Genomic DNA, 23,453 nt, shown 5'->3' with positions numbered 1-23,453 from the left:
GCAGCCAGTTTTGCCAAGGGGGGGCGGAGGATGGCTGGGGTACGGTGTTGGAGGTCATAGGGTATCTGGTCGGGAATAGCGGCTGAGGGGCCTGCGAGAAGGCGAGGGTTGGAGTGGGGGCTGAGGCAGGGGCTGAACGTTAGGGCTGAAATTTGTCACCCAAGTAATATTGCCGCACCAAGGGGTTGCCATACAGCTCGGTGGCATTTCCAGAGGCGAGGATCTGGCCTTCCCGCAAAATGTAGGCGCGATCGACAATTTCCAGGGTTTCCCGCACGTTGTGATCGGTAATCAGAATCCCCATGCCTCGATCGCGCAGGCCGGCCACGATGCGTTGAATTTCGGCTACCGCGATCGGGTCAATGCCCGCAAAGGGTTCATCCAGCAACAGGAACTGGGGCCCCTCCAGTCCCACGGCTAAGGCGCGGGCGATTTCTGTGCGGCGGCGCTCACCCCCTGACACCTGAATTCCCGGCGTGTGGGCCACTTTCTCCAGCCCAAAATCTTGCACCAACTGCTGGAGACGGCGCTCCTGCATCTCTCGGGGGAGCTTGGCTTGCTGCAACACCAGGCGCAAGTTATCCACCACACTCAGGTGGCGAAACACGCTCGGTTCTTGGGCCAGGTAACCAATGCCGAGGCGGGCCCGTTGGTGAATGGGTTGCTCGGTAATGTCTTGGTCATCAAGCCACACATGGCCGCTGTCGGGCCGTTCCAATCCCGTGGCCATGTAAAAAACGGTGGTTTTGCCTGCGCCGTTTGGCCCCAGCAGCCCAACCACCTCCCCCCGTTCCACCGTGAGGCTAACGCGGTTGACAATTAGACGCTCACCGTAGGCTTTCTGGACGTTTTCAAGAACAATCTTCAACGGTGTACCCCCACGAAAGGATGCAAGCCGGCCAGCGGCGATCGAACAGCGGTAAATTTTAGGGCGCGGTGGGGGCAAACAGCGAAGGCACGGCCGGCGCGGCAGGCAGTCCCCCCGCCGGCCCCGAAGACGAAGGCAAGACCGTGGGTGTGGTGGTGTCCAACACTAAGTAGACCGATTCCACTTGGCGGTTGGGCAAGGGCAGCGCGATCGATCGCCCTTCATCGACATAGTAGGTGACCGTTTCGGCCCGCAGGCTATTGCCGTCTTGCAGCACAAACACATCACCCGACATCACCAGACGGCGTTCGTTGCTGAAATATTGTGCCTGGGCGGCGGTGGCTTTGAGCATACGAGCGGGATAGTCCACCTGAACGTTGCCCCGCGCTGTCACAATTCCTGCGATCGAGTTGGCCTCTTGCACGTCGGAGATGACCGTCATCGGCTGGCGCACCGGAACCGGCTGTGTGGGGGGCGCTGGCTGGGCGATCGCCTGGGACACCTGCCCAATTCCCATCGCCGCCGCCATCAAACTGGCTCCCATGGCCCGCCGGGCCCGCTTGGCTGCGGCCTTTTGGCTCGATCGAGTTGTGCCCACTGGTTGACCCACCATAGTCATTGGTTCAAAAACGAAGGTTTAAAGGCAAAGAAGAGACGACTAATGCTAAAGATGGCTAACTCAACGATCGCCCAGTAGCCCACTTAGCAACTGATGAGTTCGATCTCTGGATCGACGTTTCAGGGCACTTTAGGGGGCTGCTGCTTCAGTGGTCTATTGAATTTGGCAACACACCAGAGACAACCCACATTAACCCAAGAGGGGAGATCACCCGACAGCGATCGCGCACCATTGGGATTAATTAAGATCATAGGATCGCCCCAGATAGTTTAGCGAACGCTTGCAACGCCAACCGTTCGTCATTGCCCATTTGCCAAGCGGTGGTGGCGGCCCATGCCTCAAATGTCCGTGCTGTCGCTCATTTTGCCCCTACCTCTCTGCCTCAAAATTCTAAAGATTCAGAACCGATCACCCCGGTTCCCACTGGAGGCTGAATGCGTCCGGCGATTGTTGTCCGTAGTTTGTCTGTAGTTTATCTATAGTTGTTGCTGGTTCGTTGCTGGTGGTTTTTGGGAATTGGCTTTTGATGACCCTGGCAGATGGTCGATGAACTACCTAAAAATCATCTGTGCGTGATCTATGAATGGTTGCCTATGAATCGCGATCAATTAATTGCGATTTGTAAGTTGTTTTCTGACGATTATTCTTTAAATGCTCTAATTAATTGCTCTAATTAATTTTCCCAAGTCATAGATGATGCTTATTGATTTCGCTCCCGTCCCCGATCGATCCGAAATAACCAAACCATCAGCGCCACCACACCCGCTTGCAGTGCCAAATTAGGCAACACATCCATCGGGTTTTCGCCCGCTAGCAATTTTAGTAAAAAAATGAACCCACCCAGTGCTCCCGAAGCAGCAAAAGCACCATAGAACAAGCGCCGAAGACCTCGATAGGGAGCGGCGGCCTCTGCTCGCAGTCGAGCCATGGTTTCTGCATCTAGTTGGCGAGGACGATTGGCCATGTTGGGGGATTGCCTGATGAAATTGGTGTTGGTCTGGAACGTTTGGGCGGCTTTGGGCAACCGTTTGGTTATTTTATCACTAGGTCACTCGATCGCCTGATCTGGTAACTTAAAGGATTGCTCGCGCCTAAAATTCTTTGAATTACTGATTGTGCTTATTAAGGATAAATCAATAGCGGTTCATTCATCAAAGCATCTATTAATTAATCTTTTGGTTGATTTCTTTACTTGGTTCTTAAGATTAGTTCTTGAGACTAATTTTGCGGCTACTTTTGTCTTGAATAAATTGAAGCTGATTTTCGATGAATCCTAACAGGTTTTTGCAGTTCAATAAATTGATCTGGAGCATCCAATTCTGCTTCTTTATGCCTAATTAAGGCGATCGAGTTACCCCTGCTCTGATGAATTGTCTAGGGTGTCATGACTTGATGAATATTGATCGGTGGCTATGACTCCATGCAAATCACAGGGAACAGGAATGGGTTGATAGGTTCATCCAGCCAAGGACGAAAACGACTAGCTGCGATCGCGTTGTTGGGGTTTGGCGATCGGCTGGGGTTCAGATGATCCAAAACAGACAGTGCCCAAGATAGCCAGTGTCGTTCAACTCGAGGAATCGGCTATTGGTTGTGAGGGTATCTGAACAGCCTAAATTGCTACCTTTCGGGTCTTACCAACCCGACAAAGATAAGGAGCTTAAGCCCCTTGCTCTAACGACGATTAGCGCTCGATCTGTGTCAAAAAATACTGTTCAGACAGTCCTCTGAGAGAAATTTCAATCCTTTGGCGAAGCTACCTGGAAAAGGCTTTCAGAAAGCACCTCAGTAAGAATATGCTATGCTTACTGAAACTAATTCTCAAAGATTTAAATGCTCCTCAACCTTAAAGCGATTCGCTTGTTGAGAAATCTTTGAGTTAAAACAGTTTTGGAAATACTTTCACGACTTCAGGTTCGGGCATGGGGTTTGGCATCAGAGGGGCGATTGTGGGCGATCGCGCGGCAACGGGCAAGAGGGATCGCGCATTGGCGTGGGGACTTAGGGGCGCGATCGGGCGCGGAATGTTGCTCACGGTCTCGATCGCCCTTGGGTTGACCCTGAGCGGTTGCCCCACCCAGCCCACGGCCCAGCGATCGCCTGGAAACCCCAAAGACTGCCCGGGATGTGAGTTTGCGGGCAAGGATCTGAGCAATCAGGACTTTGCTGGGGCGAACCTGAATGGAGCCAACTTTCAAAAGGCCAATTTGACCGGGGCAAACCTGAGCCAGACCAAGTTGGACGGGGCCAATTTTCAGCAAGCGAATCTAACCGGGGCTGACCTGAGCCAGGCGGGCATGAACCAAGCCAAGCTGACGGGGGCAAACCTCAGCGAAGCCCGGCTCACCAAAACCTATCTTCGGGGGGCTGACTTGACCCAAGCCAAGCTGACGGGGGCCGACTTGAGCGGCGCAGATTTGCTGAACGCCAGCCCCTCCAAGCTTGATCTCAACGGGGTCAAAACCCTGGGCACAACCTTGCCAGATGGGAGCCAAGGAAAATGAGCAGTAACCTTCCGGTTTCCGATCAAGCCTTGGTGACTGTGCGTTCAGAAGAAGTTCCTAGGACTGCTCGATCGGTGACCGTGGAGAACCAGGGGCCTAACGCAGGGGCGATCGCTCCCACGGATGACTTGGCGGAGGCAAAAGGTGCTGCGCCCGCTTCGATCGCACAACCCGTGGGACAACCCGAAAGGACGATCGACCTGATCGACCCAATGGAAGAGTCCCCGTCTAGCCATTCCCCAGCCAGAAACCCATTACCCGGCAGCGCATCGCAACAAAGCGCATCGCAACAAAACGCACCCCTAGGGCGAGGGCCCGAGTTGGTGGACTGGTCTCCCAGTGCCAAAATCAGCCTTTGGGGGGCCATGGGCCTGGGCGTGGTGGTGTCCGTGGTGCTCCATGGGGCGGTGTTGTTGCTGCCGATGCCCAAGGAGTCGGACAAGGTAGCCCTGCCCCTGAGCGCCCAAGAGGCCCCCATTCGGGTCACCAATTTGCCGAAAACCACCCCGGCGCGATCAACCCCTTCTCCCAGCCCCGCGCGATCGACCCCGGCCCAACGCCGGGCCGATCGGGCCGCAACCCCAAAACCGAAGCCGAAAGTCAATCAGCCCAATCGGGTGGTGGTTCCCAAGCCCCAATCCGCCAAACCGGCCCCGGCTCCGTCGGCAGCACCCAGCCCAAGCCCCAATCCCACGCCCAGCCCCACGCCCAGCCCAAGTCCTAGCCCCGAACCTAGCCCAAGCCCCACGCCCCAAGGTTTACCGGCGTTGGCGGGGTTGAATGCTGGCGGGGCCGCTTGTGCTCCCGATCGCCCCGACGGGTGCTATTCCCTGCCGGAAAATCTCAGCATTCACAGCGTCACGCCAGAGGTGATCCAAAATTCCCTAGGCCCCGATGTGACGGTGGCCGAAATTCCCGCAATCTACGAAAACACGGAACAGGCTCGGGAATTTGTGGTGTCGGATCCCCGTCGTGATTCAGCCGATCAAGTGGTGGGTTATTACTATGTAATTTCCACTCAGGTGCGCGGTCAGGTGGGGGCCATCATTGTCGGTAGCCGCGATCGACTGCTATCCCTGGATGCTATCCAAGCGGCGGCGGGTGCGGAAATTAATTAATTAGTTAATTACAGCTCTTACCTCAATTACTAAGCATAGTCGCCCGTAGGGTGGGCACTGCCCACCAAACCGTTGCTTCATGGCATCTGCAATATGGCTTGCCAATAATTCTAGGTAAAGGCTGTAATTAAAAAAAAGAGTCTTGAAAAGAGATTGAGAGATTTTTAAAAAGAAATTCTCGAAAAGAGGTTTTTGGAAAGCAGCTTGCTAGAAAATCTCTGGGCAAAATTGCCATGGAAACGTTTCCACCAAGGCAAGGTTTCGATCAACAATTGCCATGAAAAACTCCCAAGCCGAGACATAGCCTCGCTTGGGATGGATGCTTGCTGAACATAGACAGTGGAACGCCGTGGGCCGATCGCGCAATCAGCCCCCGCTTGCCAATTGGCCCTAGCGCCAACCGGCCCGATCCATCAATCGGAGGGCGCGATCATTGTTGCCCCCAAACTCATTGGCACTGGCGCTAGAAGACTTGAACTGTCCAAAGCTGGACAAAGTGGGATCCAGGGCTACGCCGGACAACACCGGATATTCATAGCCACTGCGGGCAAAGAGTTCTTGGGCCTTTTGGGTTGCCAAAAAGTCAAGGAACTTCACGGCTGCTTCCGGGTTCTTGGCGGTTTTAATCACGCCGCCGCCGCTGATGTTAACGTGAGTGCCGCGTCCCTGTTGATTCGGGAAAAACACACCTACCTTGGCGGCAATCTCCCGCTCAGCGGCATCTTTGGAATTGACTAAACGGGGCAGGTAATAGGTGTTGGCGATCGCGATCGACCCTTGACCCGCTGCACAGGCCTTGATCTGAGCCGTATCGTTGCCTTCCGGGGGCCGAGCGAAGTTCGCCACCAGGCCGCGCACCCAGGTTTCCGTGGCGGGTTCGCCCAATGCGCCCACCAGCTCGCCGACTAGGGATTGGTTATACACATGGCTCGAAGTCCGCACCAAAATCTTGCCGCGCCAACGGCTATCGGCCAAGGCTTCGTAGGTGGAGAGGTCTGCGGGGTTCACCAGGTCTTTGTTGTACATGATCACGCGGGCCCGCTTGGACAGAGCAAACCAGTGACCATTGGGGTGACGCAGGTTGCTGGGAACCGCCCGATAAAGGTTGGGGGCAGCGCTTTGGGACACGGGACGGAACAGGCCGGCCTTGTCAGCTAACCAAAGGCGACCGGCATCCACAGTAATCAGTACATCGGCGGGACTGTTGACCCCTTCCGATTGGATGCGCTCGATTAGGGTATCGGCGCTGCCTTCCACCAGGTTGACTTTGATGCCGGTGGCTTGGGTAAAGGCTTCATACAGTTGGCGATCGCTGTCGTAGTGGCGACCGGAGTACAGGTTCACTTCCCCTGCACCTTGGGCGTTAGCCCGGTTCAGTCCGCTCAGGGCCACGGTGGCTAGGGCTGATCCCCCTGCCAAGAACACCCGCCGAGTCAGTTTACTCGTCATTTTTCGCTCTTAGGAATGCAGTAATTGAATTTTGGGTGGCGAAAGCAGTATATCAATATTGAGAAATCTTCTCAAAATTCTCTGGAATTTTTCCTAAGGACTCTCCCAACGACTCGATCAATTCCGAGGTGAGTTTTGGGGTTGTTCTCGGCAGCGGGCGCGGTGTCTGGGGTGAAGAGTCGGTGGGGAAGTGTCGGACGATCGAGCCGGGGCTGCACAAGGAAACGCCCGGCCATCCAGGGAATGGACCGGGCGTTTTTAAGGTTTCAAAAGGATCGATCGGAGTTTGGGGAATGGGTGGAAATGGGCGACTGTCTCTAGCCTTTGCCGGTTTGGGCCAAGACCCGATCGGCGAGTTTGTCGGGCACTTCCTGCAAGTGGTCATGCTGCCAAGAGAATGTTCCCACGCCCAAGGTGAGCGATCGCAATTCCAAAATCAGGCTCTGCATTTCCGCATGGGGCAGATAGGCCTGCATGGTGTCCCAGCCAGCCCAACCGTCCTTGGGCCCGTAGCCCATCAGTTGGCCGCGCCGCCCGGTCACTAGCTGCATGACCTTGGCGGTGAACTCACTGGGCATGGCAACTTCCACCAGATCGATCGGCTCCAGCAGCACCGGTTGGGCTGCCGGAATGCCCGTTTTCATGGCCACGTGGGCCGCCATCTTGAAGGCTTGCTCAGAGCTGTCAACGGAGTGGTAGGAACCATCGGTGAGGGTCACGGCCACATCGACGATCGGGAAGCCCAGGGGCCCGCGATCGAGCGCTTCTCTCACCCCTGATTCCACACCGGGGATATATTGCTTGGGCACAACACCGCCCACAATCCTTTGCTGGAAGTCGTAGCCTGCGCCGCGTGGTTGGGGCTGAATGTCCAAATACACATCCCCAAACTGACCATGGCCGCCGGTTTGGTGCTTATAGCGCCCATGGATCCGGGAAACGGGTTTGCGAATGGTTTCCTTGTAAGGCACTTGGGGCAGGTGGGGAGCCATGGGCAGGTTGTACTTGCGTCGCAGTCGATCGATGGCGATTTGTAGGTGAATTTCCCCTTGGCCCCAAAGGATGATTTCGTGGGTGTCGCCATGTTGTTCCCAGCGGACGGCGGGGTCTTCGTCCGTGAGCTTGGCCAGGGCGGCGGTGAGCTTCACTTCGTCGCTGCGGTTTTCGGGGACGATCGCCCAAGCAAAAACCGGCGGCGGTAATTCCGCTTTGGGCAACTCATCCCGCCCGATCGCCCGATCGAGCGCCAGCACCTCTCCGGTGGCCACCCCGTCCAGCCGCCCAAGGGCCACAATATCGCCCACTTCGGCCCGGCTCAGGGATTTGTGTTGGCTGCCCATCAGGCGATAGAGGCCACCAATGCGAACGCCATTGAGGCTCATGCCATCTTCGATCGCGCCATTCCAGACCCGGGCGATCGATAGCTTGCCCCCTTGGCTGGCATGCATGGTTTTCAGCACCTGCACGATCGGGCGATCGGCATCAGAGGCGATCGCGTCCACCCCGCGCTCAGTGGCCGTCACCGCCGCGTCGGGCGCTTCCCGCAGCAGGGCATCCAACAGTGGCCGCACGCCCAAGTGCTGTTCTGCCATGCCCACAAACACCGGCACGATCTGATCGGCTCCCAACTCCAGCCTCAGATCCACCAAAATTTCTTCTTCGCTGGGTTGAATATCCTCCAGCAATTTTTCCAGCAGCACATCGTCATGGTCGGCCAAGCTTTCCAGCATTTCGTGGCGAGCCGCCTGTTCTTCCGCCCGCAAATGTTCGGGCAGCGGCACGGGGTCATCGCCTTCCGCGTCGGGGTGATAGTGATAGGCCGTTTCGCTGACTAAATCGATGTAGCCGATCGGGCTGTTGCCTTGGCGGATCGGGTATTGGTGCAGCATGATCGGGCGGCTGGAAACGGGCCGCAACACCGACAAAATGTCGGCAATGGGACTCGATGCCCGATCCATCTTGTTAATGAACAACACATGGGGAATTTTCCAGGTGTCCAAAAACTGAAACAAAGGAGCCAACACAATGGCGCGATCGATCATTGGCTCGCAAACCACCACGGCCGCATCAACCCCGACCAAAGCGTTGTAGGTTTCTGCGGCCAACTCCACGGAACCTGGGCAGTCAATCCAATTAAATTGCACATCCTTATAAACGGCGCTGGCCACATTTAGCTCCAGCCCCATGCCCCGATCGCGCGCTTCCGGGGAACTGTCACCCACCGTATTGTTATCTTTAATGCTGCCCTTGCGCGTGGTTGCGCCCGACAAAAACAAAATACTTTCCAAAAGCGTCGTTTTGCCACTGGAGTAGGGACCCACAATGGCAATATTTCTGATGCGGGGGGTACGGTCACCTTTCATGAAAACCTCCATGGGAATGAAAATTCCCAGTAAAAAATTGATGTCAGCTCAATGCAAGCTGAAATGATTGCAGACGGAAAAAATAGAACTAGATAGAACTAGGGAAAATAGGACTAGGGATGAAGTGCAGAGTTGATCAGTGTGATGTCTGATCAATATCAAATTCAAAATCTTGCAAAATTTGACGAGAAATCAGATCAAGATCAAACTCATGCCTAATTCATGCCTAAAAGATTCCCGATTCCCAATGAGCGAGAACAAGAGAAAAATGCTCAGCTAATATTCGTCAAATACTCAGCCAATGTTCGTCAAATACTCAGCAAATATTCAATGAACGCCGTAATGGAGCGTTGCCAGGGGCGAGCGTCGTAGGCTCAGTGCTCAAAGCCACTGGATGAAATTTGCAAAATTGAGTTGACTAGATTGAATGGATCAGATGATTGGCGAGTAGAAAGAATTATGGTGCGATCGCCCGTTGACAGGGAAAAGGAGGAGCGATCGGGACTGTCTACAAGAAATCTGATTGGGTTCTGACTGGGTTCTGATTTGGCTCTGATTTGATTATGAGTGCTTGCAGAATTCTTTAGGTCAGTTACTCAATGGTTGTTTATAAATTCGCGCAGTTTATCAACTGTTTTTGGTTTTTTGTTAGGGATTGTGAATAAAAATTAACTCATATTTGAATCGCTGCCGATTCAAGCTAAGCCAATTCCTCTGGTTGAAGATTTACCGATCGATCGGGTGGCGCTTGGGGGTGGGATTTGGATCCAGCGATCGATCCGCCATCCGCGATCCTCAATTTTGGTGACCCAGAAGCCAGCGACTTGGCCGCTGGCTCCCGAAACCTAGGACATGGCTGGGGTTTCCGGTTCATGGGACTTGGCTTGCAAAACCGCCAACGCCCATTGCCGGAATTGCAGATAGGTCATCAGTTCGATCGTGCCGGAGAGCAACATTTGCGAGTAGCGATCTTCCAATTCCTGCAACCGCTGAACCGCCACCGATAGCGGCATATTCAGCAGGGCTTCGGAATCGTCCAGTAGGTTCACCGTTTCGCTGAGGGTTTGGCGATCTTCCTGTTCAATCAGCGCCTGGCAACTTTGGAGATAGAGCTGAACGGGGCGATCGATCTCCTCGTAGGTTTCCGGTGACAGATTGCCATCAATGAACATCAACCGATAGCGCTCTGCCAAATCTTGGGCCGCTGCCAGGGCTGCCTTGGTTTTGTTGCCATGAACTTCCTTAATTTCGGTCAAGGCTTGGCGACTGCTTTTCACCAACTGGCGCGATCGGCGCGATCGCAGCCAAGTGACCAACAACCCCGCCGCACTGCTCAAGCCCAAAACCAGCAAATATTCCTGAACAACCTGATTTTCTTCAATGAACCGCAGCCAAGCCGATCGGGGATCCCCTTTTTCATAGGTTTCTGTCGCGTCCGGAGCCATATAAACCCCACCCCGTTGCAACAAGCCAGCCGGATCACCATCGGCCAATTCTGGATAAAAGCTGGCATATTGACGCGCCGTGGCCAAAATCGACCAAGCCATTAGGCCCACTTGGTCGGCGGGGGCATCGCCTCGGGCCATCAAGCCAATTCCCGTGGACAAGACCGGCAAATCCTGGGGCGGCTCGGGGCGCAGAGGGTCATAGGTTCCGGCGGGAATCACCGAAGAGCGATAGGACTCAGGGAAGCGCACCGCCAGGTGATTGGTAATGGAGGGGGGAATTTCCAGCAAACGCAGGGGCGGATCGCTGGTAATGGCATTTTGAATAATGCTGCTGGATCCCAAGGGGCCCACGTAGGCCACCACGTCCAGCTCTCCGGCCTTCAACTTGGCCAGGCCTTCCTTCAGGGGAGGCGCACTGGTGATCACTCGCAAGCCGCTGCGGGTCAAGATTTGGGTGGTGGTGAAGTTGGTACCGCTGCCCTGAATCCCGATCGCCACCCGTTTGCCGTTGATGTCGGTCAGGGTTTTGAAGGGAGAGTCGGCCCGCACCAACAAATGCAGATATTCATGACCCAAAATGGCGACGGTTTCCACCTGGCCACTGCGCAGCAGATCGCGGGAAACGTCGAGTTGGGCGAGGGCAAAATCAACCCGACCTTGCACCAGGCGATCGAGGTTATCGCGGGAACCATTGGAGTTTTTGTCGTCGGTCAGCTTCAGGCTCACGATTCGATCGGTCGATCGCCCCAATTGCTCGCTAATTAGGTCATAGCCCACACCGGCCTTGCCCGCAGAAATCGAAACTGTGTTTTTGGACTGGCCACAACCGCCAACCCCAATTACTCCCACAATCACCAGCGACACCAAGCCCCAGCCCTGTTGTTTGAGTTTCACCATCAAAAATTCTCCGGAAAATTCCCAAAATACTAAACCATACGTCCAAAATTATGTGTCCAAGAAATGCGTCCAAGAAATGCGTCTAAGAAATGTGTTCAAGAAATATGCATTTAAACCATATATCTAAATAGTTCGATCTAAAAATATTCAACCTAAAAATATTGAACCTAAATACAGCCTTTACCTAAAATAATTGGCACACCATATCGCAGATGCCATGAAGCAACGATTCAGTGGGCAGTGTCCACACTGCGGGCCACTAAAAATATTCAATCAAAATATAAACAAAAAGCGGGGCTGCTCTGAGTCATGTCATGAATTAGAATCACGACTCCAGGTTGGCAACCCCATTTTTTGAGTGTTGTTTTTTTGAACATTTTGGAGGCTGGTATTTGAGCAACGTTTAATTAGGTGATTTTTAATCAAGTGATTAGTAAAAAACCAACCAAAATCAATCGTTGCTTGAATTCAGCAAATCCAGTTCAAACGCTAAATTTCAGCATAGGCGCGATCGATCAGGCGCTTGGCAACCGTTTGGACACCCGTGTGATAGTAATAATTGGTGCTCATGTCCAAAAATGCACCAACATAATCCAGCTTGTCATCGGCAATATCCACAAAACCTTGCAGGTGTTGCAGAACCGTTTGGGGGCTGAGACCGCGATCGCTCACAAAGTTCCCCATCCAGCTTGAAACTGAGTTGAACGCCTGGCCAACAAATGCCACCTTGTCAGTGCCCGGAATCATCTTTTGGATATTCCGGAAAGCCTCGTTTTCTTCCATGCTTGATTGGGTGGCGCTGCCGATCCAATCGCCGGCCGCTTTGATGAAGTTCGGGCCCAAGGGCACTAAGCCATCCAGGCAAACCATAGCGGCCATCCGCATTTTGGATTCCCCGCCGTAGTCGGCCAAGGAACCCAAAAAGTCGCCAATGCTGTCGCCCGGAATGCCATTAATTTGGCAATAGGCCAGCAATTCCACCACAATTTTCATTCCTAAATCGATCGCTTGGGCCTTTTCGGGTTTGGGGGTCAAATTTTGCAAAAAGCCCAAAAACGAAATATCTTGCCCCACCTTATTGGCCATGGCAGCCGCGCCCAAGGCACTTGCGGCCGTGTCCACGGTTTGATAGAGCCAAACGGCGCGTTGATAGCCCTCGCCTTCGTCGTTGTAAAGCTCGATCGCCCGATCTTTGATTTGGGAAATTAAGCCCGGATCGTCTTCGCCCGTGACGGTTTTGATCGTGCGATCGAACCCAATCAAGTTGTCCCACTCGCCGGGAACCACAAAATCCAACGCATTCAGAACCGTGATGGTCATGCCGCTGGTGGGCAATTCATCAACCAATTGCACAATGGATTTACCCATGAATTTTGATCCTCACTAAGACACAGGGTTTCCAAACAAAAAACAAACGACAAGCTCAACCGAAATTAGGCAAGGGCTAGACGCAAGCTAATAGCGTGACTGTTTTAGATCGTGGGGGCAAAGTTTCGGAATCAGTCGTCATAACAATGGACTTCAGCCCATTGCTGCCTAACGATTAGGCAACGGTGATAGCTGTTTGACCTGACCGATCAAAATAAGCTTGCTATGCTACTAAGTCCAAATTAAACGCTAATTCGGAAAATAGAAAAGCCAACTACTTCAAACGGGCCAAGCCTGAGAGATTAAATTTCTCAATCCAGTCTTCTCGATCGCTCGTCTTGAGCGTCGTAGACTGCACCTTCACCTGATAGCGATCGCCCACCAAGACAGCCGTTTGGTTTTTGCCCACTTGAACGGCAGGATAGCCGTCAATGTCATCATCGCTGTTTTGGAATTTGCTGAGGCCGCTCGCATTGTTCGCCAAGTCATTAATCGACAACTTGGCCACTTCTTCGCCTGATTTCTTCAGTTTGGCTTCCGCAAATCCTTTCTTTTCCTGTTGGAAAACTAGGCTGTAGCCATCGCTAGTTTTCGGGAAATACTTATTCAGCTTGCCGCCCGCCACTGGCTTTTTATCAATGGGCGAGGGGCTGACGCTGGGGCTGGGTTTGGGCGATTGACGATCGGAACTACGATCGGTGGACTGATCAACGGAGCGATCGACCACCGTGGTCGGCGTGGGACTGGGAGCCGGGCCGCGATCACTGCGATCGTTGAGGGCCACACAACCGCCCACCACCAGCAACAGGGTCAAAACAGTACCCGCCAGCCAACGACCGGCCTTAGACGGCGCATTCATGGGCGAATTTCCTTATCATGAGGGTTTGGTCACTTGTTTTCCAGTCTAGGCGGCGTTTTTCATAACCGGACAGACGTGCCCACCGCCCGAGAAGATGGGTTCACCACACTTGGCAGCGATCGGCGCAAGCAGGGGAACTGAATTCGGATCGGATTGGCCTCGGGATTCATCTAACTAGCCCAATTAGCCCAATTAGCCCAATTAGCCCAATTAGTTCAATCGATTACATTCGATCAATTCAGTAAATAATTTAAGAATTGGTTAATGATCGATGGGGACTTGATGGGCGATCGACCCGATCGCTCCAATGCGAGACGGTTGCTGGGAACAGCAAAACAGCAATCTTGAAGAATGATGGATTTTGCTTCATCGTCCCTGACTTTCTGGAAATTTCGGTGGTTTTTAAGGCTAAATTTAACCCGTTGCCTGGGATGAGTTCTAGAAAACCTGATCAAAGCATTTTCAATGCATTTCAAGGTATTTCAACATATTTCAACGTATTTCAAATCAATTGCTGATTGTCTTGAGGTTGGGCCCGTGATGCGTGCGATCGATCCAAACGATCTGAATGATCCCAATGATTTAAATGATTTATTAGATCCATCGATCGGTCAGTTAATTGATCGGTCGATCGGTCAGTTGGCTCGCCCGGCGGTGATGCCCGAGTCGATCGAGCAGTTAGCCGAGGTGATGGCGGCCTGCGCGGCCCAACGCCAGCCGATCGCCCCCTTCGGCAGTGGCAGCAAGTTGGCTTGGGGCAATGTTCCGAAAGGATCGGTGCTACCCGTGGGATTGGGTCGGCTCGATCGCCTGGTGATGCATGACGAGGCGGACTTGGTGGCCACCGTGGAAGCGGGCATGAAACTGCGGGATCTGCAAGCGGCCTTGGCTCCCTCGGGTCAGTGGTTGCCGATCGACCCGGCCTTTGCGGAAACGGCCACCCTGGGCGGCATTGTGGCCACGGCGGACACGGGTTCCCTGCGCCAACGCTACGGCGGTATTCGGGATTTGCTGTTGGGCCTGTCGATCGTCCGTTGGGATGGGCAAATCGCCAAAGCCGGCGGTCGCGTGGTCAAAAACGTGGCGGGCTATGACCTGATGAAGCTGTTTACCGGTTCCTTTGGCACGCTGGGCCTGTTGGCGACCCTGACCGTGCGGACTTACCCGATTCCCGAACAGTGCCAAACCCTGTTGCTGTGGGGTGATTGCCCGGCCCTGGCCCAGGCAGCCCAAGGCCTACGCAATTCCACCCTCACCCCGATCGCCCTGGATTGGGTTTGGGGCAACCCGGCCCTGCCGGAGCGGGCGGTGGGCTTGGCCCTGCGGTTTGGCAGCGTTGCGCCCAGTGTGGCGGAACAGGTGCGCCGCTCGATCGCCCTGGCCGAGCAGTTGGGCTTGCAATCCCGGGTGTTGAGCGCACTGGAGGAGGCAGATTTTTGGCAAGCCAGCCGCGCCGCCAGCACTACCCCCGCAGGTGATCGCCCGATCACGCTTAAGTTTGGTGCATTGCCCACGGCGGCCCCGGCCCTGCTCGATCGCCTGGCCAACGGCCCGATCAGCCAAGGGCAAATCCACGCCAGCAGCGGCCTCGGTTGGGCCAGCCTCGGGGCGATCGAGGGCGACTGGCTGCGCACTTCCCGTTGGATTCGGCAATTGCGGGCTGCCTGCGAAGCGGCGCAGGGATTTTTGACGCTGCTGCAAGTGCCCCCTGAACTGACCCATCAGTTTAAGCAATCGGATCGCTGGGGCGATCGCGGTTCTGCCCTGGCCCTAATGGGGAAAATAAAACAGCAGTTCGATCCGCACCAGCTCCTGAATCCTGGCCGATTCGTGGTTTAGCCCGCGCGATCGTTCCCACCCCCCAGACAAGGTGCTCAAGCCCCTTGCTCCCACGATTCGCGAACGGTGGAATCAGGGTGCTGGGAGGGGAGATCGAGCAGTACCAGCCGATCGAACGTCGCCAGATCATTGCCATCGCCTAATTGGTTTCACCCCACCGACCCATGCAAACGAGCGATCGCCCGATTCCCGCCAAAGAGAGCAACTTTCTGGCCCAAAACCCCCACTTGGGTGAACTGGCCGCCGGTGAGCGATCGGGCTTTGACCCCGACTCGCCGCCAAACCCCAAGCTGATCGATTCCTGTGTCCATTGCGGGTTTTGCCTTTCGACCTGTCCCAGCTACCGCGTGTTGGGTAAGGAAACCGACTCGCCCCGCGGCCGCATCTATCTGATGGATGCGATCAACGAAGGAACCGCCCAGCTCGATCGCACCACCGCCCAACACTTCGACACCTGCTTAGGTTGCCTGGCCTGCGTCACCACCTGCCCGTCCGGGGTGAAATATGACCAACTGATCAGCGCCACCCGACCGCAGGTGGAACGCAACGTGCCCCGATCGCTACCGGAACAGGCCCTGCGGACGCTGATTTTCCAGATTTTTCCCTATCCCGATCGCCTAAAACTGCTGATGCCGTTCCTGTTGCTCTATCAACAGTCGGGCTTGCAAACCCTGGTGCGATCGACCGGCCTGCTGAAAAAATGGCTGCCCAACCTGGCGGCCATGGAAGAAATTTTGCCGCGCCTGAGCTGGGACACCCTCAGCCGCGACTTTCCCGAAACCATTCCCGCCCAAGGAACCCAGCGCTATCGGGTGGGGATGATTCTTGGTTGCGTGCAGCGCGCCCTCTTTAGCGGGGTGAACGCCGCCACCCTGCGGGCGTTGACGGCCAACGGTTGCGAGGTGGTGATTCCGCCCAGCCAGGGTTGCTGCTCGGCCCTGCCCGCCCACCAGGGCCAAACCAACCAGGCCCAGGCGATCGCCCGCCAGATGATCGATGCCTTCGCGGACACCAACGTAGACTACATCATCATCAACGCCGCCGGTTGTGGGCACACGCTCAAGGAATACGGCCACATCCTGCAAGACGATCCGCAATACCGCGATCGGGCTGCTGCCTTTGTGGAAAAAGTGCGCGACATCCACGAATTTTTTGCGGAAGTGGGTTGGATTGCGCCGCTCCAGCCGATCGCCCCGGAGCCGGTGACGCTGGTTTATCACGACGCTTGCCACCTGTTGCACGGCCAAAAAATCAGCGCCCCACCGCGCGACCTGTTGCGGCAAATTCCCGGCGTGACCCTGCGCGAGCCGATCGATTCGCAACTCTGCTGCGGCAGCGCCGGGATCTATAACCTGCTGCAACCGGAAATCGCTGACGAGCTGGGCGAACTGAAGGTGCAAAACCTGACCAACACGGGAGCCGACGCGATCGCCTCACCGAATCCGGGTTGTTCCTTGCAAATTCAAAAACACCTAGGATTGCAAGATAAAACTGTGCCGGTTTTGCACCCGATCGAACTGCTCGATCGCGCCATGCGGGGTGAAGCATGGCCAAAGGGCGATCGCTAGACTGGGTTTAGGGACTGTCGTCAAATCGCCTGAAACCCTGATTCTGCTGTTAGCGGATCGTGGGGGGCAAGGGGCTTAAGCCCCTTGTTACGACGATTGAGGTACGGGAAATCAACTGTTTCAGCCTCGCATCGAGAGACATTCAGAAATGACGACACCCCCTAACCCCATCAATAATCCAGCCTGTCAGTCCGGCCATGATTGATGCAATGGATTCCCGCTATCTTTCTCCCGCAGAATTTCTCGCTTGGGAAGCACAACAACCATGGCGGCATGAATACCTCAATGGTCGAGTCTATGCCCGGGCTGATAGCACGCTGGATCACAATACGATCACCGGGAATTTTGTCATTGCGCTCAAGCGTCACCTCCGAGGTACATCCTGCTGAGCGTTCATCAGCGAAGTGCAGGTTTACGTTTCGGAAAAAGGGCCCTTTTTCTATCCTGATTTGGTGGTGAGTTGCGATCCTCGGGACTTGCGATCGCGCCAAGCCATTCAATATCCCTGCTTGATTGTGGAAGTGCTGTCGCCCGGAACCGCTGAGTTCGATCGCGACCAAAAGTTTCAACAATACGCGCGGATGGAATCCCTTAAGGAATATGTGTTGATTAGCAGCGATCGCCCGGCTCTCGATCGCTACTATCGGCCCGAGGGTGCTGCGCCGAATTGCTGGGAACTAACCCGTTACGGGGCGATCGACTTTGATCCCAAAACCCTGACCGCCGATGAGCAACAGCGCTCATTGTCGGAAGTATCATTTGCACTACAAAGCTTGGATTTTTCAGACACACTCGCCATGATCTATGAAGAGATTCGGTGGGGCGACGGTTGATTAATCGCCTGTTCTACAGTGTTGGTGGGTACGAAATTGGCAGATGCAAAATTCGCAGATGCAAACGGTGCTGTCTGACGGTTTCTTGGTTTGTGGGTTAGGCAATTTAGGACAACATTGTGTCGCGGCCTTGGCGAATTTTGGGGTGCGAGTCCGGGCGATCGAACGCACGATTCCAAGCGGGTGGGATGTGCCGGATTTGCCCGCCATGCTGGAACAGGTGATTGAGGGGGATTTTTGTCGATCGTGCATTTTGCAGCAGGCGGGGATTGCCGATTGTCGAGCCATTTTGCTGCTGGCTGGGGATGACCGAATTAACCTAAAGGCGGCTTTGGCGGCGCGGTTGCTGAATCCGGCGGTGCGGCTGGTGGTGCGCTCCAACCGTCCCCACTTGAATGACTTGCTGGCTCGGCAATTTGGCAACTTTGTGGCCTTCGAGCCTTCTCGGTTGTCTGCTATGGCCTTTGCCCTGGCCGCGTTGCAGGATCAGACGATCGGGGCCTTTGAAATCAACGGCGTGGCCTATCGGGTGCGCCAGCGCTCCCTCCAGGCGGATGATCCTTGGTTGGGGGACATTCCCGCGAATCTCAACAATCGATCGCGCCTGATTTTGGGTCACTGGACTGGCCCCTTGCCCCTGCCGCCGGATCCGCTGCTCTATGGGTCTGGCACCATGGAACCCTTGCGACCTGGTGATTGGGTGGCCTATGTGGAAATGCGGCGCGGGGGCCGTTGGCACGAGTGGGAAGCCACTGCTACCTTCCACCCGTCGCGGCCGATGCTGACGACGACCCCGCGATCGACACCGCGTTGGCAACTGTTGCAATCACTCCAGCAAGCTACGCGATCGCTCCTGCATCGCAGTCGGCTGTTGCAAATTGCCCTAATCTACGCCGGAGCCGTGCTGGGCTTGCTGCTGCTGGGAACCGTGATTTTGCGGCACTACTCGCCCTATCGCGATTGGTTTGATGCCTTTTGCAACACGGCTTTGTTGTTACTGGGGGGCTATGCCGATTTGTTTGGCGATCCTGCCCAGGCCAGTGCTGTGCCTCGCTGGTTGCGCTTGTTTGGGTTTAGTCTGACGGTGGTGGGCACGGGTCTGGTGGGCGTGCTCTATGCGCTGCTGACGGAGCGGCTGTTGTCGTTGCGGCTGCGGTTTTCCCCCAGTCGCCCCCGCCTGCCGGACAAGGATCATGTGCTGGTGGTGGGCATGGGGCAGGTGGGCCAGCAAATTGCCCGCCTGCTGTTGCAGTCTGGGCAGTCGGTGGCAGGGCTGACGCGCCAGGGCTTGGATGACAATACCTTGGGCGATTTGCCGCTGATGGTGGGTAAGTTGCCGGATACGCTGGATCGGGTGGAACTGGAGCGGGCTAAGTCGATCGTCTTTGCCACCGATGACGAAATTGCCAACTTGGAAATGGCGTTGATGGTGCGCCAAGCGTCGCTCTCGACGGGGTTGGTGATTCGCACGTTCGATCGCGCCTTTAGCGATACCTTGGTGGGGCTGTTGCCCGATGCGCAGGTGCTTTGCGCCTATGCCCTGGCGGCGGAAGCCTTTGCGGGGGCGGCCTTTGGCGAAAATATTCTCAGTCTCTATCGTTGGGGACGTACCACGATGCTGGTGGCGGAATATCGGATTGAGACGGGCGATACCCTAGTGGGTTTGCTGCTGGCGGAGTTTGCCTGTGGCTATGGCGCTGTGCCGCTGTTGCATGAGCGGGTGGGCCGCAAGGTGTTGGCAGATGGGGAATTGGACTTTCCGCGCCTCGATCGCCACTTGCGATCGGGCGATCGCCTGGTGGTGTTGGCTTCCATTGAAGGTTTGCGGCGGATTGAACGGGGCGAGCTGGCTCCTCGATCGTGGTGTGTGCGGTTGCATTCCGCCAGTCCCCAAGCGGATTTTGAAGGGGCCAACGCGATCGCCCGCATCACAGGGTGCAGCTTGGCCCATGCGCGATCGCTGTTTCAGCGGTTGCCCACCTTGGTGGAAGCGGGCGAGCCGCCCATGGTTTGCGCCATGTATGAATATCAGGCGCGATCGCTGGTGGCCAGTTTGCGACAGCGCTTAGTGGATGCAGAAGCCCTTTGCTGGGCGACCGATTTGGGGTAATCCTCGCGATCGCTTGGAGACTCTATGCAGGGTCTGGAGCCAGATGAGCTGCTTGCCAGATTTGCTCGATCGTAATCGCTGGCTGCTGATCGGTCGATGGCTGGCCCATGGTTGAAAGAATAGGCGACTGAATTAGCCCAGACTGATCTTGGGGAATTTCGTCATATAACCCTTCTCGTAATTGCAGAATCGTCAAGCGATTTTCGAGGGGATCCACAATCCAATATTCAGGAATTCCCGCAGCGGCATATTCCGATCGCTTGTAGCGATAATCTCGCCCGATCGAATCGAGGCTGACAATTTCCACAGCGAGCAAGGGCGGCGTTTCAAAAACTGCCGATCGCCCTGCTAATTCCTGCACCTGCTCCCGTTGCACAACGCATAAGTCCACCACACGCGATCGCCGAAATCCCGTTCTGACACCAATTTCGGCAAATACCATCCAAGGTAGGTTGTTTTGACCAATTACCTGGCGAAGATAGTCACTTAAAAACTGAGCAATCAAAAAGTGCTCGATTCTGGGTGGATTCATGGGAATTAGTTCACCATCCACTAATTCATAACGAACATCACTGGCTGAGTCATCGGCTTGATGATTCAGATAGTCCTCAAAGGTCAAGAGGCGATCGCGAGTTGTAATCATCGAGTTCTGTCCTGATGTTGGCTATTTTGGTTCTTGTTTGAAATCTTGATTCCATTAAAGTTCGAGATAGCTTGGGATTTTGTCTGATCGTGATTTGGGCTAGTGATTATTCTGATTTTAAGTAACTTGAATTGACAATTATTCAATTGCTAAATGCTGGAAAGTTAACGCGATCGGGCGGTTGCCAGCCGCAGGAATTTGATCGCGCAGAATGATGGATTGTTCATAAACCAAGCATAGCTGACTCTTGCCGGCCGGTAGGGCGATCGGTAAGTTCAAATCCAGGGCTTGGTTACGGGATAAAAGCTCACTGCGCCACAGGAGTTCATCATCTAAAAAGATGCTAAGTCGCTGATTGGCCACAGGAACCGTCGCTTGAATTTTGAGCTGTCGGGTTTGAAACCGATCGCTCTGCAAATCCAGGACGGTCATGGGGGCCAAACCCCAGCGTTGCCCTTGGCGATTGCGATCCAAGCCGCCGCGAATTTCCACACCACGCACGGTTCCGAACTGCACGAGGTCTAGCTCCGGTACGGCGGCTTTAAGGGGGACAGCTTCCGGATCCAGGCGATCGCGATTGGCAGGATCCGGGCTGACGGGGGCTGGGTCAAGGAAAGGTGAAAAACGCAACAGTCGCGCCTGATCCAAATCGACTAGGCTTTGCCAGGGGGCTGGCTTGGGAATAAACACCACACGCCCCATGCCCGGCACGGTGGTTTTGGCGATCGGGTGGCCCAATTGGTCATAAAACTCCCTCTCACATCCCCGCGCCAGGCGATCGACATAGAGATTAATGCCTGCAAAATCGCCTAATTGAAAGAATCGTCGAAAAAACTCCCACTCATCTCTGCGAAAACAGCGGCGCTGGCGTTGGGTTTGGTTTAAATCCGGATGATCGGGCAGGGCCAAATATTGCCAACCGGCTTCGAGGTAGGGGGTGAGCTGGCTGGGGTGCAATCGCCCCAAGTATTGCCCCACGGTGGCTTTGTGGTGAAACCGGCTGAGGGCGTGGGTACTGGGATTGTGAGCAAAAAAAGGGCAGGTGCCATCGCCACTGCCCACGCCGTTTCCCCCTGTTACGCAAAAGGGCCAGTCCAAAACAGCGGTGCCCGACTGCTGGGCCACCAGGGTCATGTAGGGCTGAAAGCTGGGGGCTAGGGGTTGTTCGCGAGGTTTGAGGCCATAACCGCCGATCAAATCCAGCAAACAGATGCCCGCCACGGCCAGGGCGGCCCAGCGGTTCCATTGCCGCGTTCGGGCCGATCGCCCCGCATCCGGCTGCCAACCCAGGCTGCATAGGGCCAGGGCGATCGGGAAGACCACCGTACCCCGTCCGGCCACGCGATTAAACGAAAACCAGGGAAACCACTGCAAAATCGGTAAATCCCAGGGGCGATAGGCGATTAAACAGCCCATCAGCAAGCCCAGGGGCACGAAAGCCGCCCACCAGCGCCGCCGTTGCCAGCAGCCGATCGCCCCCGCTAGCAACAACCCCCAGCCAACCACCCCATCAAAATCTGTTTCTAGGGGACTGGGCAGCACGGCTCGCCACCAGCCGGCCGCCGCGATCGGGTTGATTTGGGGCCAATAGGGGGCTAAAAGGCGCAGGGGATGGGCAAACCAAGCCCGATCAAAAGTGTTGCTCCAGTCCAACTCCTTGGCTAACTGCACAATGGGAATCACCGGCAGCAGATATAACCAAGCGGCCCAAACAATGAGGGCGATCAATCCCCACTCGATCGGGCGGAAGGGCGGCCAGCCATAAATCCAATAGCCAAGCCGGAGTTGCCAATCTGGGTTCTTTTCGTCCTGGTGGGCATCAGCCGCGACTAGCTCAATCGCTTGGGTTCGCCACCGCCACCACCTCACCGCCAACATCCATCCCCCAGACAGCACCAGCGACAGCAGCCCAAACCCCGCCACATAGCCCAAGTCCTGGCCCAAGCTAAGGAGCACCAACGCCCCGCGCCCCAGCCACCAAGCCCGCCCGATCGCCCGGCCCCGCACAAATCGCCACACCAACACAAAATCCGTGGCCAGGCTCAGACCCAGCCAATGGACGATCGCCATGTTGCTGTGGAACGGAAACTTACAAATCAGGGCGTAGATGTTCAAAAACACCGCCCCGATCGCCGTTAAAATTGCCCGCCGTTCCCCAAAGTCCGGCTGCAAAATCCGCGCGATGCCAAAGAGGGCGATCGCCACCGACATCAGAAAATATAGCTTGAGCCAAGGGCCCGCCCCGCCCAGGCTGAAGAGCAATGCATAGAACAAATCCCGCTCCAGACCCCAGGCCTGGAGAGCCACTTGACCCCCGTAGGGATAAAACGCCTGATCGCTGACTAAATCGATATGCGGCAGGGGCCACCAGTGCCAATGCTCCCGCACATAAAATCCCATCGCTTCCCAGAGATCCGTGTCCCCCGCTCCCACCACCGGGAGCCAGGGCTGGGGCCCCAAAATCAAAACCCCCAGCAGACCATACAACAGCGCCGCCAACCACCACTCCTGAGAGTGTCGTGTTCGGGCGCTGCGCCAGGCCGCTTCCAGGGCCTTGGTCTTAGTCTTGAATGTATTCCGCACCGGTGGCCAAAGCCTGTTCTGCACGCATGAACTCTCGGCCTAAATAAGCCGCATGATCCAGCATCGAAACCGGTATCGGCTGGGTTTGTTCGAGCAATTTCACACAGAGTTCCTTGGCGGTGCGTCCGGTATAGAGGGCCTCGGCCGTGCGCGGAACAGAACCCTTCGCCGGAATCACCTTGCCGGTGACCGGATCCGTGGCTAGGCCCTGATCGTTAATCACGGTGCTGTAGTGTTTGGCGCAAATTAAGGCCCGCTCCCGATCGAGGTAGATCACGAAATAGCCAGCCGGGTCAAGGTCTAAAGACCGTTTGGATAATTCATCGTCGATCGCCTGGCGTGTTTCCACAGAATTGAGGGTCATATCAACTGACATATTGACGG

Annotated in this window: 17 protein-coding genes; 6 read left to right on the top strand and 11 right to left on the bottom strand. The window is 55.4% G+C overall.

What is annotated here, in order from left to right; genetic code table 11:
- Positions 1–139: 139 nt before the first annotated feature.
- The 3 genes from lptB to VPK24_RS02640 form a co-directional block, all read right to left on the bottom strand.
- Positions 140–868 (bottom strand): LPS export ABC transporter ATP-binding protein, encoded by a 729-nt coding sequence (gene lptB / locus VPK24_RS02650; RefSeq protein WP_393010464.1) that lies wholly within the window; start codon positions 866–868, stop codon positions 140–142.
- 58 nt (positions 869–926) lie between these two features.
- Entirely contained in the window at positions 927–1,481 is a 555-nt protein-coding gene (locus VPK24_RS02645) for an LptA/OstA family protein (RefSeq protein ID WP_393010462.1), read from the bottom strand.
- 706 nt (positions 1,482–2,187) lie between these two features.
- The gene (locus VPK24_RS02640; RefSeq protein ID WP_393010460.1) at positions 2,188–2,451 is read right to left on the bottom strand and encodes a DUF3493 domain-containing protein; all 264 of its coding nucleotides are present in this window, start codon (positions 2,449–2,451) and stop codon (positions 2,188–2,190) included.
- A gap of 1,024 nt (positions 2,452–3,475) precedes the next feature.
- On the opposite strand from VPK24_RS02640, the gene VPK24_RS02635 reads away from it, so the two are divergent.
- Both VPK24_RS02635 and VPK24_RS02630 read left to right on the top strand, forming a co-directional pair.
- Positions 3,476–3,991, top strand: coding sequence for a pentapeptide repeat-containing protein (locus VPK24_RS02635; RefSeq protein WP_393010458.1), 516 nt, complete (start codon positions 3,476–3,478; stop codon positions 3,989–3,991).
- On the top strand, positions 3,988–5,109 hold the full coding sequence (locus VPK24_RS02630) for a hypothetical protein (protein ID WP_393010456.1): 1,122 nt from the start codon (positions 3,988–3,990) through the stop codon (positions 5,107–5,109). The genes VPK24_RS02635 and VPK24_RS02630 overlap by 4 nt, the downstream gene beginning before the upstream one ends.
- 390 nt (positions 5,110–5,499) lie before the next feature.
- Here the strand turns inward: VPK24_RS02630 and VPK24_RS02625 are convergent, their stop codons facing one another.
- From VPK24_RS02625 to VPK24_RS02605, 5 genes are all read right to left on the bottom strand, one after another.
- Positions 5,500–6,558: a Fe(3+) ABC transporter substrate-binding protein gene (locus tag VPK24_RS02625; protein WP_393010454.1), complete on the bottom strand. Its 1,059-nt coding sequence runs from the start codon at positions 6,556–6,558 to the stop codon at positions 5,500–5,502.
- 317 nt (positions 6,559–6,875) lie between these two features.
- Positions 6,876–8,921 carry an elongation factor G gene (locus VPK24_RS02620; protein ID WP_393010452.1) on the bottom strand — a complete coding sequence of 682 codons (2,046 nt, stop codon included), beginning with the start codon at positions 8,919–8,921 and terminating at the stop codon, positions 6,876–6,878.
- 845 nt (positions 8,922–9,766) lie between these two features.
- The gene (locus tag VPK24_RS02615) at positions 9,767–11,266 is read right to left on the bottom strand and encodes a TAXI family TRAP transporter solute-binding subunit (RefSeq protein ID WP_393010450.1); all 1,500 of its coding nucleotides are present in this window, start codon (positions 11,264–11,266) and stop codon (positions 9,767–9,769) included.
- 489 nt (positions 11,267–11,755) lie between these two features.
- A complete protein-coding gene (locus VPK24_RS02610) occupies positions 11,756–12,634 on the bottom strand; it encodes a hypothetical protein (RefSeq protein WP_393010448.1) in 879 nt (292 codons plus the stop codon).
- Positions 12,635–12,908: 274 nt separating this feature from the next.
- Positions 12,909–13,493 (bottom strand): hypothetical protein, encoded by a 585-nt coding sequence (locus VPK24_RS02605; RefSeq protein ID WP_393010446.1) that lies wholly within the window; start codon positions 13,491–13,493, stop codon positions 12,909–12,911.
- A gap of 540 nt (positions 13,494–14,033) precedes the next feature.
- On the opposite strand from VPK24_RS02605, the gene VPK24_RS02600 reads away from it, so the two are divergent.
- The 4 genes from VPK24_RS02600 to VPK24_RS02585 all read left to right on the top strand — a co-directional run bounded on the left by VPK24_RS02600 (position 14,034) and on the right by VPK24_RS02585 (position 19,843).
- Positions 14,034–15,332, top strand: a complete 1,299-nt coding sequence (locus VPK24_RS02600) for an FAD-binding oxidoreductase (RefSeq protein ID WP_393010502.1) — start codon at positions 14,034–14,036, stop codon at positions 15,330–15,332.
- A 164-nt stretch (positions 15,333–15,496) separates the two neighbouring features.
- Complete coding sequence (locus tag VPK24_RS02595; protein ID WP_393010444.1) at positions 15,497–16,900, top strand: (Fe-S)-binding protein; 1,404 nt, start codon at positions 15,497–15,499, stop codon at positions 16,898–16,900.
- A 395-nt stretch (positions 16,901–17,295) separates the two neighbouring features.
- Complete coding sequence (locus VPK24_RS02590) at positions 17,296–17,733, top strand: Uma2 family endonuclease (RefSeq protein ID WP_393010500.1); 438 nt, start codon at positions 17,296–17,298, stop codon at positions 17,731–17,733.
- Positions 17,734–17,776: 43 nt separating this feature from the next.
- Positions 17,777–19,843 (top strand): NAD-binding protein, encoded by a 2,067-nt coding sequence (locus VPK24_RS02585; RefSeq protein ID WP_393010442.1) that lies wholly within the window; start codon positions 17,777–17,779, stop codon positions 19,841–19,843.
- 22 nt (positions 19,844–19,865) lie between these two features.
- On the opposite strand, the gene VPK24_RS02580 is transcribed toward VPK24_RS02585, so the two are convergent.
- The 3 genes from VPK24_RS02580 to VPK24_RS02570 all read right to left on the bottom strand — a co-directional run bounded on the left by VPK24_RS02580 (position 19,866) and on the right by VPK24_RS02570 (position 23,433).
- A complete protein-coding gene (locus tag VPK24_RS02580; RefSeq protein ID WP_393010440.1) occupies positions 19,866–20,486 on the bottom strand; it encodes a Uma2 family endonuclease in 621 nt (206 codons plus the stop codon).
- Between the two features lie 138 nt (positions 20,487–20,624).
- Complete coding sequence (locus VPK24_RS02575) at positions 20,625–23,093, bottom strand: hypothetical protein (RefSeq protein WP_393010438.1); 2,469 nt, start codon at positions 23,091–23,093, stop codon at positions 20,625–20,627.
- Positions 23,047–23,433 carry a DUF4346 domain-containing protein gene (locus VPK24_RS02570; protein WP_393010436.1) on the bottom strand — a complete coding sequence of 129 codons (387 nt, stop codon included), beginning with the start codon at positions 23,431–23,433 and terminating at the stop codon, positions 23,047–23,049. Before VPK24_RS02570 ends, VPK24_RS02575 begins: the two co-directional genes overlap by 47 nt.
- Between the last annotated feature and the right edge of the window lie 20 nt (positions 23,434–23,453).

It is taken from the genome of Limnothrix redekei LRLZ20PSL1 (genome assembly GCF_043235035.1).
GTDB lineage: Bacteria > Cyanobacteriota > Cyanobacteriia > CACIAM-69d > CACIAM-69d > CACIAM-69d.
This window is presented reverse-complemented; position numbering and strand designations above follow the sequence as displayed.

Bases quoted from the DNA above. Each gene is read 5' to 3' on its own strand.
- VPK24_RS02625 (WP_393010454.1), bottom strand. From the start codon at position 6,558: ATGACGAGTAAACTGACTCGGCGGGTGTTCTTGGCAGGGGGATCAGCC.
- VPK24_RS02630 (WP_393010456.1), top strand. From the start codon at position 3,988: ATGAGCAGTAACCTTCCGGTTTCCGATCAAGCCTTGGTGACTGTGCGT.
- VPK24_RS02620 (WP_393010452.1), bottom strand. From the start codon at position 8,921: ATGAAAGGTGACCGTACCCCCCGCATCAGAAATATTGCCATTGTGGGT.
- VPK24_RS02580 (WP_393010440.1), bottom strand. From the start codon at position 20,486: ATGATTACAACTCGCGATCGCCTCTTGACCTTTGAGGACTATCTGAAT.
- VPK24_RS02605 (WP_393010446.1), bottom strand. From the start codon at position 13,493: ATGAATGCGCCGTCTAAGGCCGGTCGTTGGCTGGCGGGTACTGTTTTG.
- VPK24_RS02615 (WP_393010450.1), bottom strand. From the start codon at position 11,266: ATGGTGAAACTCAAACAACAGGGCTGGGGCTTGGTGTCGCTGGTGATT.
- VPK24_RS02610 (WP_393010448.1), bottom strand. From the start codon at position 12,634: ATGGGTAAATCCATTGTGCAATTGGTTGATGAATTGCCCACCAGCGGC.
- VPK24_RS02585 (WP_393010442.1), top strand. From the start codon at position 17,777: ATGCAAAATTCGCAGATGCAAACGGTGCTGTCTGACGGTTTCTTGGTT.
- VPK24_RS02600 (WP_393010502.1), top strand. From the start codon at position 14,034: ATGCGTGCGATCGATCCAAACGATCTGAATGATCCCAATGATTTAAAT.
- VPK24_RS02640 (WP_393010460.1), bottom strand. From the start codon at position 2,451: ATGGCCAATCGTCCTCGCCAACTAGATGCAGAAACCATGGCTCGACTG.
- VPK24_RS02595 (WP_393010444.1), top strand. From the start codon at position 15,497: ATGCAAACGAGCGATCGCCCGATTCCCGCCAAAGAGAGCAACTTTCTG.
- VPK24_RS02645 (WP_393010462.1), bottom strand. From the start codon at position 1,481: ATGGTGGGTCAACCAGTGGGCACAACTCGATCGAGCCAAAAGGCCGCA.
- VPK24_RS02570 (WP_393010436.1), bottom strand. From the start codon at position 23,433: ATGACCCTCAATTCTGTGGAAACACGCCAGGCGATCGACGATGAATTA.